The organism is Mycobacterium hackensackense, assembly GCF_025822555.1.
GTDB classification, from domain to species: domain Bacteria; phylum Actinomycetota; class Actinomycetes; order Mycobacteriales; family Mycobacteriaceae; genus Mycobacterium; species Mycobacterium fluoranthenivorans.
The window spans coordinates 130,132-142,177 of record NZ_JACKUC010000032.1 but is presented as its reverse complement, the minus strand read 5'-3'; the positions used below and the strand labels follow the sequence as shown (position 1 = coordinate 142,177).

14 protein-coding genes are annotated in these 12,046 nt (G+C 65.9%); 8 read left to right on the top strand and 6 right to left on the bottom strand.

Features of this window, described 5'->3' with window-relative positions; all coding sequences use genetic code 11:
- Positions 1-14: 14 nt before the first annotated feature.
- The 3 genes from lpqN to H7J86_RS25015 are packed head-to-tail and all read left to right on the top strand — an operon-like array spanning position 15 to position 2,001.
- On the top strand, positions 15-722 hold the full coding sequence (gene lpqN / locus H7J86_RS25025) for an envelope biogenesis lipoprotein LpqN (RefSeq protein WP_267294458.1): 708 nt from the start codon (positions 15-17) through the stop codon (positions 720-722).
- Positions 719-1,093, top strand: coding sequence for a hypothetical protein (locus tag H7J86_RS25020; RefSeq protein WP_267294250.1), 375 nt, complete (start codon positions 719-721; stop codon positions 1,091-1,093). The genes lpqN and H7J86_RS25020 overlap by 4 nt, the downstream gene beginning before the upstream one ends.
- A 2-nt stretch (positions 1,094-1,095) precedes the next feature.
- Positions 1,096-2,001, top strand: coding sequence for a hypothetical protein (locus tag H7J86_RS25015; protein WP_267294249.1), 906 nt, complete (start codon positions 1,096-1,098; stop codon positions 1,999-2,001).
- Here the strand turns inward: H7J86_RS25015 and H7J86_RS25010 are convergent.
- Both H7J86_RS25010 and pat read right to left on the bottom strand, forming a co-directional pair.
- Positions 1,998-2,846: a shikimate 5-dehydrogenase gene (locus tag H7J86_RS25010; protein WP_267294247.1), complete on the bottom strand. Its 849-nt coding sequence runs from the start codon at positions 2,844-2,846 to the stop codon at positions 1,998-2,000. The two genes, H7J86_RS25015 and H7J86_RS25010, sit on opposite strands and share 4 nt — an antisense overlap.
- Positions 2,846-3,835, bottom strand: coding sequence for an acetyltransferase Pat (gene pat / locus H7J86_RS25005; protein ID WP_267294245.1), 990 nt, complete (start codon positions 3,833-3,835; stop codon positions 2,846-2,848). The genes H7J86_RS25010 and pat overlap by 1 nt, the downstream gene beginning before the upstream one ends.
- A 129-nt stretch (positions 3,836-3,964) precedes the next feature.
- Here pat and H7J86_RS25000 point away from each other — a divergent pair, with 129 nt between their 5' ends.
- Together H7J86_RS25000 and H7J86_RS24995 are read left to right on the top strand one after the other, a co-directional pair.
- Positions 3,965-4,612 (top strand): TetR/AcrR family transcriptional regulator, encoded by a 648-nt coding sequence (locus tag H7J86_RS25000; protein WP_267294243.1) that lies wholly within the window; start codon positions 3,965-3,967, stop codon positions 4,610-4,612.
- A 176-nt stretch (positions 4,613-4,788) separates the two neighbouring features.
- Entirely contained in the window at positions 4,789-5,376 is a 588-nt protein-coding gene (locus H7J86_RS24995) for a carboxymuconolactone decarboxylase family protein (RefSeq protein ID WP_267294241.1), read from the top strand.
- Here H7J86_RS24995 and H7J86_RS24990 read toward each other — a convergent pair.
- A complete protein-coding gene (locus tag H7J86_RS24990; protein ID WP_267294239.1) occupies positions 5,373-6,164 on the bottom strand; it encodes a bestrophin-like domain in 792 nt (263 codons plus the stop codon). The two genes, H7J86_RS24995 and H7J86_RS24990, sit on opposite strands and share 4 nt — an antisense overlap.
- A 167-nt stretch (positions 6,165-6,331) precedes the next feature.
- On the opposite strand from H7J86_RS24990, the gene H7J86_RS24985 reads away from it, so the two are divergent.
- Positions 6,332-7,294 carry an NAD(P)-dependent alcohol dehydrogenase gene (locus H7J86_RS24985; protein WP_267294237.1) on the top strand — a complete coding sequence of 321 codons (963 nt, stop codon included), beginning with the start codon at positions 6,332-6,334 and terminating at the stop codon, positions 7,292-7,294.
- Between the two features lie 140 nt (positions 7,295-7,434).
- Here H7J86_RS24985 and H7J86_RS24980 read toward each other — a convergent pair whose 3' ends face one another.
- From H7J86_RS24980 to H7J86_RS24970, 3 genes are read right to left on the bottom strand one after another with little or no spacing between them, the layout of a single operon-like run.
- A complete protein-coding gene (locus H7J86_RS24980; protein ID WP_090362299.1) occupies positions 7,435-7,857 on the bottom strand; it encodes a pyridoxamine 5'-phosphate oxidase family protein in 423 nt (140 codons plus the stop codon).
- Positions 7,858-7,897: 40 nt separating this feature from the next.
- On the bottom strand, positions 7,898-8,179 hold the full coding sequence (locus H7J86_RS24975; protein WP_090362297.1) for a hypothetical protein: 282 nt from the start codon (positions 8,177-8,179) through the stop codon (positions 7,898-7,900).
- A gap of 10 nt (positions 8,180-8,189) precedes the next feature.
- The gene (locus H7J86_RS24970; protein ID WP_170847422.1) at positions 8,190-8,498 is read right to left on the bottom strand and encodes a DUF3349 domain-containing protein; all 309 of its coding nucleotides are present in this window, start codon (positions 8,496-8,498) and stop codon (positions 8,190-8,192) included.
- Positions 8,499-8,654: 156 nt separating this feature from the next.
- Between H7J86_RS24970 and phoU the strand changes: the two genes are divergently transcribed.
- The gene (gene phoU / locus H7J86_RS24965) at positions 8,655-9,302 is read left to right on the top strand and encodes a phosphate signaling complex protein PhoU (RefSeq protein ID WP_090362291.1); all 648 of its coding nucleotides are present in this window, start codon (positions 8,655-8,657) and stop codon (positions 9,300-9,302) included.
- 703 nt (positions 9,303-10,005) lie between these two features.
- Entirely contained in the window at positions 10,006-12,033 is a 2,028-nt protein-coding gene (locus H7J86_RS24960) for a glycoside hydrolase family 5 protein (protein ID WP_267294235.1), read from the top strand.
- Positions 12,034-12,046 lie beyond the last annotated feature (13 nt).

Genomic DNA, 12,046 nt, shown 5'->3' with positions numbered 1-12,046 from the left:
GAGAAGGCATGACCATGCACACGACGACCCGCGGACTCGCGGTGGCGGCCACCGTTCTGGGCTTGGCCCTGGCCGGTTGTGGATCGAACACCAAGACCGACACCGCGGCCAAAGAGAGCACCAGCAGCACATCGGCGACGTCCAAGACGTCCGAAGCCAGTTCGACCAGCGCCGCGCCGAGCTCGACAGCCAACGCCAGCGGCCCGAACTACACGATCATGGACTACGTCAAGGACAACAAGATCACCGAAACGCCGGTCAAGCGAGGCGATCCGGGTACGCCCACGGTGAACCTGCCGATCCCGGAGGGCTGGGCCGATGCCGGGGGCAAGGCACCGGACTGGGCGTGGGGCCAGATCGTGCTCGCCGGCACACCGGCCGGCCCGGTCCCCCCGACGATCACGGCCATCATGTCCAAGCTCACCGGTGCCGATCCAGCAAAGATCGTCGAGTACGCACCCAACGAGCTGAAAAACCTGCCCGAGTACGAAGGCGGCAACGCAGGCCAAACGGGCAAGCTCGGCGGCTTCGACGCGGTGCAGGTCGGCGGGACGTACGTCAAAGACGGCCAGAAGTTGTTGATCGCCCAGAAGACGGTGCTCATCCCGGCGGGCCAGGATTTGTTCGTTCTGCAACTCAACGCCCAGGGCACCGAAGACGACATGGGTCCGCTGATGGATGCCACGACAGCCATTGACGAGCAAACTACGATCACTCCATGACACAGCCCGCACCTGGCGAACCACTGCCCCCGCAGCGCGGTCAGACGCGCGGCGAGCGCGGTCGCGACATCAGTGCGGCACAGGCCGAAGCCGAGGCCGAGACGTCGAAAGTGCAGCAGTACCTGAAGGTGATGAGCCCGAGGTTCATGTTGTCCATGGCCGAGGGCTACCCGGTGGTGCTCAAGCAGTTCATCCAGTTCTGCCTGATCCTCATCTGGCCGGGATGGGTGTTCACCGTGGCCGTCGGCGCCGCGCTGCACCTGCTGTTCTACGTGACCATCTATCCCATCCTGTGGGTGCTGTTCTGGCCGATCCGCAACCACCAGAAGAAGCACCATCCGGAGGATTACGCGGCCTCCCAGCAGAAGTAGCCGTGGGACTGTTCAGCCGCACCGGCGGCGTGCGCGTCGAGATCACCCCCGGCGTGGTGCGGCCGCGTCAATCCGTGACGGCGACCGTCACCGCCGACAAGCCGGTCGACAAAGTCACCTCGGCTCGGCTGGAGTGGGGTTACGACAACTTTTACCGGTATCACTGGGCCGGCCGAGCCGACTCGGCTGCGGCGGCGGCCAACGACACGCTGTGGATGGCCGGGGAGGTCGGCACCAACTACGGCGGCGAACGCGACACCGATGACTGGGTGTGCGTCTCCCGCACGGAGATTCCCCTGGCCGCCGATGAATTCACCGGAACCACCGCATCATTCAAGGTGCCGTCCTGGGCTCCGGGCTCATCCCCTCAGGTGGCACGGTGGGGTTGCCGGCTGGTCATCGACAGAGGTGGTCGTGATGTCGACGCCAAGGGCGAGTTCACCGTCGTGATCGGGGTCGGCGATGTCGACGCGGTGGACGAACCGCAGGAACGCTATATGGGCGATGCGGCCTCGCAGCTGGACATCGTGCTGGCCTCGCCGGTGGGGCTGGCCGGCGCCGCCATCACCGGTCATCTGGTGGTGCGGCCTCAGCAGGACCTGCCGACCGCCGATATCGCGGTCTATTGGCAACGAGAACGCGAACACCATCCGCTGGAGCGCTATCCCGCACAGGACGGCACGCTGGACGGGCCACCGCTGCATCTGGGTAAGAAGGTTCCGATGCCCGGCGGCACCGAGTTCGGGCTGCCGTTCGCATTGCCACTGCCCCCTGATGCCGCCCCGACCGCGACCTCGGTGCACTCGTCACTGTCGTGGTTCGTCGGGGCCCGCATCTTCTATTCCGGTTTCACCGGGCATCAGGTCGAGCGGGTGCGCAAGCCGTTCACGGTGGTCAACGCGCCTTAGGCGCGGGAGATCGCCGAGGCCGCGGCGATCTGTTCCGATGACGGCCGGACCCCGGTATAGCGTTCGAACTGCTCGGCTGCCTGCAGCGCGATGACCTCTGCGCCGGTGATCACCTCGATGCCCGCCGCGCGTGCCGCGGTGATCAGCGGTGTCTCCGAAGGCAACGCGACAACGTCGAAGACGTTGTGCGCCTTGGCGATCACATCATCGTCGAATGCTTGTTGATACTCCTCGGGGCCGCCAGACATACCGATGGGTGTGACGTTGACCAATATCGGCGCACGCAGAGAACCGACCTCGGGCGCATAGGCGTAGCCCAGCCGGTCCGCCAGCTGCCGGCCCGCTCGGACGTTGCGTGCGACGACGGTGCCCGAACGGAAACCGCTGGCCTGGAACGCGGTGGCGACCGCACTGGCCATCCCCCCACTGCCCCGGATGATGACGGCATCGTCGGGATCCAGCCCATGGCTGTCGATAAGCTGTTGCACGGCAAGGTAATCGGTGTTCGAGGCGCGCAGGTACCCGTCGTCGTTGACGATGGTGTTGACCGACTCGATGGCCCGCGCCGACGGCTCGACCTCGTCAACCAGCGCGATGACGTCGAATTTGAACGGCATCGACACCGAGCAGCCCCGGATGCCGAGCGCACGCACACCGCCGATGGCCGCGGCGATATCAGTGGTGGTGAACGCCTTGTAGAGGTAGTCCAGACCGAGTTCCTCGTAGAGGTAGTTGTGGAAACGGGTACCGATATTGCTCGGACGGGCCGCCAGCGAGATGCAGAGCCTGGTGTCTTTGTTCAGGGGCGGCCGCCGGCCGATGGAAAGGGGATGACCCGGTGCCATCACCCGACCGCCCGCATCACTCGCCTGGCCATCTCGTAGATGGCCCGATACCGTCGTGGGCTCATCGACACCTCAGGCACGTCCACCACGGTAGTCACCACGTTGAGGTCTTCGCGGTCCCAGTGCGCACCGGCCCGGTCCAGGATCGCCCGCATCGGATAGTTCTCCGACAACACGCGGGCGGTGAACGTCGTGACCCCGCCGGCTCGGGCCGCCACCGCGAGCGCGTCCATCAGGAACGTGCCCACACCGCGTCCCTGGTAGGCGTCCCCCACGATGAACGCGATCTCTGCCGTCGTCGCGTCATGCCCCTCGCGCACGAATCGCGCGTCGGCGACCACCGGCCCGTCGGGGCCGTCGGTGAGCACCCAGACGAAGTGATCGACATAGTCGACCTCGAACAGGTAGGCCATCAGCGACGCCGTCGGTGCACGGGTGCTCTGGAACCGGCGGTAGAGGGTCTCGCTGGAGAACTCCACGGGGCCGTGGATGGTGCGTTCGTTGTCGCCCGGCAGCACCGGCCGCAGGTACAGCTCGGTCCCGTCGCGCAGCGAGACGGGAAGCGGGGTGACGAAGGCCGCCAGCCGCTGACGGGCGGTCCGCACCATCCGGTCCATCACGCCCGGCAGATCCAGCATGATGGCGAACGCTGCAGAGTCGCCCACCCACCCGGTCAGCGGATCGGTCGCGGTCACCGTCGCAGTTCGCGGGATACCGCGCAGCAGGGCGATCTCCCCGACCACCAGGCCGGGATGCAGCGGCACCACCGTCGCTTCGCCGCCCTGACCGATATGGGTGACCTCGGCACATCCCGTGCCGATCAGCAGGAAGGACACCGCGTGTTCGCCCTGGCGCATGAGCACCTCACCGGGTACGGCGGTGAGCGGCTGCAGCAGCGCCGCCAGTGGTGCCAGGTCCTGCGCGGTACACCCGGCGAAGAACTCCAACGCGGCCAGTTCCCCGGCACGCGCATCGGTCACTCCAGACACGTCACGAGGCTACGGCCTGGTCCGCGGAGAAGCCACAACGCGGACGGAACTTTGCTGTACAGCGCCTGAGCCGGCGGTGGGGAACGGCATTTCTACGCACCGGTCAGATAAGTGTGGCAAACTCCGCGTATGACTCAAACGCTGCGCCGTACTCGCGGTCGCCCCCGGGCAGCTAACGGCTCGGAGACTCGTGAGCGAATCATCCGTGCGGCCCGGCAGGTTTTCAGCGAACTTGGCTACGACGCCGCGACATTTCAGGCGATCGCCGAACGTGCCGACCTGACCCGGCCGGCGATCAACCACTACTTCGCCAACAAGCGGGCCCTCTACCAAGAGGTGCTGACCGCGACCAACGCCGCACTGATCACCGCGGGTGTGGCTGCCGCCGCGACCCAGACCACCCTCGTGGACAGGTTGTCGGCGTTCCTCAACGGAGCTCTGCTCGCGCACCGGGAGTACGACTCTGCGGCGGCGTTCCTGGTGACCTCGATGCTGGAATCCCAGCGACATCCGGAGCTCAGCCAGGATGCCTACCCTCCGCGTGACGACGTGCGCACCTTCGTGCGTGCCGCCGTCACCGAAGGGGTCGCCGAGGGGCACCTTGATCCGAGCACCGACCCGGACATCCTGGTCGACATGCTGCTGGTGCTGATGTTCGGGGTGGGGTTCTACGCCGGATTCGTCGGCACCGACGCCGAGGTCACCGCCGTGGTCGGCAAGTTGCAGAAGCTGTTGTCCAACAACTTGTGGAAACTGCAGGAGCCCGCCGCCATCTGACCGCAGCGGAAGTGGGCCTCGCCCGGCCGACGCCGGAGGCCGTGGGGCAATCTTGAGGAGCGCGCCCCGATCGATCGGGGCGCGAACTCGGATTTCACCACCACCATCCGGCCGATCGAGGGCGCCGCCGGCGTCGTCGTGGACGGCCGTCTGCCAGGAGAGGACCGGCCGCCCGCATGACCCGTGTCGACCCGATACCCCCCGCCCAGTGGCCGCCCACGATGCGCGACGCCCTTGCCGCGATGAATCCGCCGGTGCGGCGCCATCCCCAGATCCCCACGGAGGGCAGGCCCAAGGGGCTCAACGTGCTCGGTGCGCTCGCGTATCACCCCGAACTGGCGCGCGCGTTCTTCACGTTCAACGGTCATCTGCTGTCGGCGACCTCGCTGAGCCCGCGCCAGCGTGAGCTGCTCATTCTGCGGACAGCGGTGCTACGGCAGTCCGAATACGAGTGGGCCCAGCATGTGGTGATCGCCGGCGATGTCGGGATCTCGCGCAGTGAGATCGCCGCGATCACCGATGGCCCGGACGCGTCGACGTGGTCCGAGGTGGATGCCGCGCTGCTGCGTACCGCGGATGAACTGGTCGCCGACGGCGTGATCGGTGATGCGACGTGGGCGACGCTGTCGGCGGAGCTCAGCACCGAGCAGCTGCTCGACGCCATCTTCACCGTCGGTGCCTACGAGACGCTGGGCTGGATGCTGCGCAGCTTCGGCGTCGAACTCGACGCCGATGTGCGCGAGTACCTGGCCGGCCGGGACTAGCTCGGCGGTTCCGTCAGCACCTGAACAACTTCGTGCAAGGGGTCCGGGGAGGTGGCGATGTCACCGACGAACGGGTGCGCCAGTTCGAGCACCAGGAACAGATTGGTGGCGACCAATACGGCGACGATGAGCACCATCGGGTAGTGCATCACGGGTCGCTCGACGCCGTAGACGATCGCGGCGCCGAGCACCATGGTGCTGGTGATGAAGATGACCGCCCACAGGGGCCACGGGGGTCCGTCGTCGTTGCGCGCCTGCAGGATGCGCACGGTGCGCGCCTGAGCGATCTTGTCCAGGTTGCCGAATGACGTTGACAGGAAGGTCTTCTGGGCATCGGTCGTGGCTTGCACCTGGGCGTAGGCGGTGCGCAGTTCGACCAGCGCACGATCAGCAGCCGCGGACCGCTGGTTGTCGCCGGCGGACCATTCGGCGATCGCGGCGTTCTCATAGGTCAACAGCGCGGTCCTGACCCGGTCGCGGTCGGCGGGGGCGAATACCGTGGCGTCCGTTGCCATCTGCACCGCAGCGGCGCCTTCGGCCCGGGCGTTACCGTCTGCGGTGTTGATCTGACCCCACATCGACGAGACGACGAATCCGATGAAGAAGGCGTAGACGAACCCGATGACCCCGTAGGTGAATCTGGTGACATCATTGTGCTCATCCTGGTTCAGCGCCGGGTAGCGGTGGCGTATCACCTTCAACAGCAGGATCGCACCGCCGGCGATGACCGCGATCAAGATGAGCAGGAGCAGTCCCGCAGGGATGTGTTCCACCAGCCAAGCCACCACCGGATCCTCCCCCTTCGTCGACTACGCACCTTAGGCGCCGGAGGCGGCTCGTGCGATGACGATCACCAATTGGTTTGCGAGCGGCTGATTCTCACCACGGCCCGGCCGCGGACTCACTACGCTGTACGGGTGGGCCGATCTCCGACAGGACAAGCGCGGTGAAGGCGATGGCCCAGCGGACCTGGGCAGCCGGGGCGCCGCTGGAACTGCTGGAGCTCCCCACCCCCGAACCCCGCAGGGGCGAGGTCCGGATACGGGTGCAGTCCATCGGGGTGAATCCGGTGGACTGGAAGATGCGCAGCCACGGTCCCCTGCGCTGGGCAGCCCGCCTGCTGGGCCCGAGGCCCCCGGTGATCGTGGGTGTCGACTTCGCCGGTGTGGTCGATGCCGTCGGTCCCGGGGTGACGCGTGCGGCCGTGGGCGATCGGGTGGCCGGTGGCACCAACTTCGCCCGAAGACAGCGCGGGTCCTATGCCGACACCGTGGTGGTGCGCCAGGACCAGATCTGCCGGGTGCCCGATTCGGTGGATATCACGGTGGCCGGCGCGCTGCCCATCCCGGGAGTCACCGCGTGGATGTCGGTGGTGGATCTGGGCCGGATCCGGCGGGTGCCGACTGCGCAACGTCGAGTGCTGGTACTGGGTGCGTCCGGCGGCGTCGGGCAGCTCGTGGTGCAGATCGCCAAGCAGGAGGGCGCGTTCGTCGGTGGCGTGTGTTCGACCGCCAATGTCGAACGGGTGAAAGAGCTTGGCGCCGACGTGGTCATCGACTACCGGCAGGGCGACGCCCTCAGCCAGGCAACGGCGTACGGTCCGTTCAGCGTCATCGTCGACTGCGCCGGTGGATACTCCGGCCGCCGATGCCGTGCCCTGCTCGCGCCGAGCGGACGGCACATCATGGTGGCCGGCGATGACGCCGGCGCCGCACTTGCCCGGGTGATCGCGCCACGGAAATCCAAGGGCATTCTCGGCAGGCCCACCGGGGCCCGACTCGAACCGTTGATCGCCGCCGTGGCCGACGGCACCCTGCGGGTGAGTATTGCCCGTTGCCTACCGCTGACCAGTGCCGAAGAGGCCCACGAACTGAGCCGGACCGGCCGGATGACGGGGAAGCTGGTGCTGGTGCCCTGAGTGCGCGCCACACAGGTTTCGATCAGCTGCCGGGTGGGGATCCCTGCCGAAGGCGCACGAGCCCAACCCGGGTGGTCTCCGCGCCAGGTTCCCCCGGTACAGACCGCTGCCGGGGGGACCGCTCCGAGGCCGAGCAGCCGTCAGGAGTAGTCCGCGGTGAGCCATCGGTCGGGCCGCACCATGAACAGCACGCTCTGCATGTCCTTCATGGACTCGACGAACGCCCGCCCGCCTTCCTCGCCCAGGTAGCGAATGGCGATCTCCTCCCGCGCCTGCGCCGGGGCGGGCTCGATGGTCTCGACGACACTGCCTTCGACGACCACGTACTGGTACGGAGGCTCTTCGTGCTGCACGACCAGGGTGACCGCCCCCGCCCGTGCGATGAGCCGGGCCTTGCGCGAGGCTGCCCCCGTGTTGATCCGGATGAGCCCCTCCGGGGTGTAGTCGTACCAGATCGGGACGCTGGCCGGCGGCCGGTCATCACCCGACGCCACAGACAGCACCCCGACGTGCTTCGCCGCCAGGAACTCTTCGCGTTCTGTCTCTCCGAAAGGTCTGCTCATAGTGCCGAGCAACACCGCGACGGCCCGGGCCTATTCCCGTTCACCGGGTACGCAGAAAGCGTTCGTCGATCGCGCCGAGCATCCGCGTCGCCTCCTCGACCCGTCGCAGCACCACCCCGATACGGCACGGCGGTTCGACATAACCCTTCTCGTCGCAGCGGCGGCGCCAATCTGCTTCGGCTTTCGCGATTTTCGCGGTCATCGTGGCGATCTCCTGTCGGAGCACACCGGCGAAGAATTCCGCCTGCGCACGTTCAGCGGGCTGCACAAGCCGGAACACCACCCCATCACCGTCCGGGGTCGCCTCGCCGTCTGCGATCACCTGACACAACCTATTTCGGAAACGTCAGCGGGTCGTCTATCGGCCAGCCGGCCGCCAACAGCCGGTGTTCGACGCGTTGCACGTCCTCGTGCGAGGGCATCTCGTCGGTGAGCTTGGTGATCGCCACGCGCACGTCGGTCCCGTGCGCCGGCCTGTTTCCCAACGCAATCAATTGAGTTGTCAGGGTGAGCACTTCGTCGTCGGACAAGCGCCGCCTCAACACCGCGACCAGCGGAATGTAGTCGTCGGCCGGGACGCCCTCGGGATAACCGGCACGAAGGAATCCCAAGATGCGCGCCAGCACATCGGATAGCGCCACAGTTCCCCCTCGGCCGTCCGGCCACATGTCAGCGTTAAAACCTTGTTAGCCGGAATGCCCCATCGGGGGCAACTCCTTTCACCACCCAGCCAGATCACATTCATGGTGAGTTCACCAAGTGCACCTGTCACGCCGTTCAGCATCTACTGTGTGACAATGCGCACCGCCTTCCAAGACCAGCTCGACGGACTGACCCAGACGCTCAGCGAGATGTGCGGGCTGGCCGGAGTGGCCATGGAACGCGCCACGCAGGCCCTGTTGCAGGCCGATCTGGTGACCGCCGAGCAGGTCATCACCGATCACGACCACCTGGCGGCCCTTCGTACCCAGGCCGAAGAGGCGGCGTTCGTCCTGCTGGCGTTGCAGGCTCCCGTCGCGAGCGACCTACGCCTGGTGGTCGGTTCGATGCAGAATGTCGCCGACTCCGAACGGATGGGCGGGCTGGCGCTGCATGTCGCCAAGATCGCCCGCCGCCGCCACCCCGGGCATGCGGTACCCGAGGAGGTCGACGGTTACTTCGCCGAAATGGGCCGTATCGCAGTCGAACTCAGCAACTGCGCCCAGGAAGTGGTGCTGTCGGGCGATCCGCAGCGAGCCGCTCAGATCAGTCGGGACGACGACGCCATGGATCATCTGCACAAGCACCTGTTCACGGTTCTGATGGACAAGGAGTGGCACCACGGCGTGGCCAGCGCGGTGGACATCACGCTGTTGGGCAGGTTCTACGAACGCTTTGCCGACCACGCCGTGGAGATCGGGCGTCGTGTCATCTTCCAGGTAACCGGGCAGACCCCCGAGCTCTGAGGCCGTCCGGCCGCCGAGCCGCCGGCGTCGTGAAGGCGACCAGCCTAAGCGAACTGTAAATCTTCTCTAAGATTCTCGCCCCGCAATAGCGCGCCGACCAGACGTTTTACCTGCCGCCACAGGGTCGCCTGCGACTCGCGACGCGTCCACGCGGCCGAACGAATCTTGCCCCTGAGGCCAGTGCGGCGACGTTTTCGGATTCGGCGAGACTCCGCCCGAATTCGCCAGCCATCGCCCGCCCCGACACCCTGAGACCACACCCGGCATGGGCGCACGGCAGGCAATGTCCCAAAACTGGGAATCTGCTGTGCATTAGCGGCCCATGGGCCGATGCCCCTTCGGTTCGCGCCGAGCGCGGTGCGACTTTCCTCGCGTGTTGCCATAACTCGACTTACCGCCGCCTGATGGAAATCAAGCTAATTGACCAATCCTTTGCCGAGTTACGAGTATCAGGTACCGAAAGCGGCCACCTTAATGCCCAATATGAATGATTTGCCAATTTGCTGTTGCCCACATAACTTTTGGGCAAGAGGCTGGTCACGCACCTGAATTGCTCTATTTCAAAAGAGGAGTCGCCGTCATGAGCCATGCGCTCAGGCATTTCCGAAGGGTTGCCATTCGGTCCGTAATTGCAGTGACCGCGGTAGCACTATTCGCGGCGACGACGAGTCAATATCTCTTGCCGACCAACCAAAATGGTCACGTGCCGGCCGTTCAGCAGGCCTCGTACGACATCATCAATACGGCGGCCATCGACGAGTCCCCGACCACGATCGGTATCGCCGAGTCGAACCTGTACTCGATGAGCAATGCCGAGATCGACAAGGCACTGGACAAGATGCTGTCGCTCGGCGTCACCAATGTCCGTGTCGGCGTGTTCTGGCTGAACATCCAGCCGACGAGTGCCACCAAGTACAACTGGGCCAAGACCGACTACATCGTGAAGGCCGCCTCCGATCGTGGGATGGGCATTCTCGGCGTGCTCAACAAGACCCCACCGTGGGCTGGTTCCCTGGGCAACGGCCATCCCGACCCGGACATCTACGCCAAGTTCGCCGCGACTGTCGCCGAGCGCTACGCGGGCCAGATCTCGGCCTACGAGATCTGGAACGAGCCCAACGGATTCCTGGAATGGAACCCCGTCAGCGCGGCCTCCTACACCGAGATGCTCAAGAAGGCCTACACGGCGATCAAGACGGTCGCGGCGAGTACCAATCAGGACATCAAGGTGATCGGTGGTGTCGTCGGCGCCGGACTGACCCTGGGAAACCTCACCTTGGACCCGGTGAGCTTCGTGACCCAGATGTACGCCAACGGTGCCCAAGGGTACTTCGACGCCATCTCGTTCCACCCCTACAACTACTCGGTGAAATTCAGTGCGGGCCCTGCCAATACGTGGCCGGGAACATCGGCACTCGCGCAGCTCCAGGCCATCCGAGCGCTGATGAACGTCAAGGGTGACGCCGATCTGAAGATCTGGATCAGCGAGTACGGCCAGCCCACGGTGAGCGGTACCGCGGCCGATCTGCAGAAGCAGGCCGACTTCATGGAAGACATGATCAGGACCTGGCAGAAGTTCCTCAACGGCGGTCCCATCTTCATCTACAACGTCAAGGACACCGGCCCCGCCAACAGCACGAACACCGAACACCACTTCGGCCTGTTCGACTACTCCTGGAACGAGAAGGCCGCCGCCGACGTGATCAGGAAGCTGATCCTGGAGTTGACCGGGCCCAAGCCGACAAATCCGACCAAACCCAAGCCGCAGACCGGATTGGCCGCCTTTGCCCACCAGCTCGCATCCATGGTGGCGACGATCATCAACTTCGTGCCGATGACGGCCATGGCGGTGATGAAGGCGGTGAAGAACCTGCTCGGCGGGATCTTCGGTACGGCCAAGGTCGCCACCGCGGCGGCGCGCGTCGCAGCGGCCAGTAGCGAGGCAGACACCACCTCTGCTGTCACGGCGGAATCCGTCGAGAAGACACCCGACGTCGGCGAGAGCGCATCCGCACGGACGGCAACCACCGGCAAGCACGACACCACCACGGCGACAGCCACTCTCGCTGACACCAAGACCGAAGAGAAGCCGGCAAGCACCGACGTCGACAGCGAGGCTGCGGCCACCACCGCTAACCCCCTGGCCGAGGTGGATGTGACCACCGAACCGGCGACCGAGGTGACCGAGGTTGCGACCGAGCCACAGACCGAGGTTGCGACCGAGACGAAGACCGCCACGACAACGGCATCCGAGACTTCCACCGCGACGGAGCCGGCAACCGAGACCAACACCGGCACAGCGGCTGTCAGCGATCCGAAGGCTCCGGCCGAGCCGGATGCCAAGCCTGACACCAAGCCGGATACCAAGTCCGACAGCACGTCGGGCACCAAGACCGACACCAAGACCAAGACCGACACCAAGACCAAGACCGACACCAAGACCAAGACCGACACCAAGACCGAGACGAAGACCGAAGCCGGGTCCACCGCCGGGTCATCGCCGAAGGCCGACGACACCAAGGGTGACAAGGTCACCCGGCCCGGCGCCAAGTCCGGCCTCGGTGTGAAGGGGACCAACCCCAAGAAGGGCGTCAAGCCCAAGCCCGCCCCGAAGCGGCGCACGCCGGAACCCGCCACCGCCGCCGCGACGTCGGAAAGCAGAGGCACCGCAGGTGCCGGCGCTTCGTCGGGCAAGGGTGATGCGTCCTCCGGCAAGACCGCTTCGGACTAGGGCACGAAGGTCG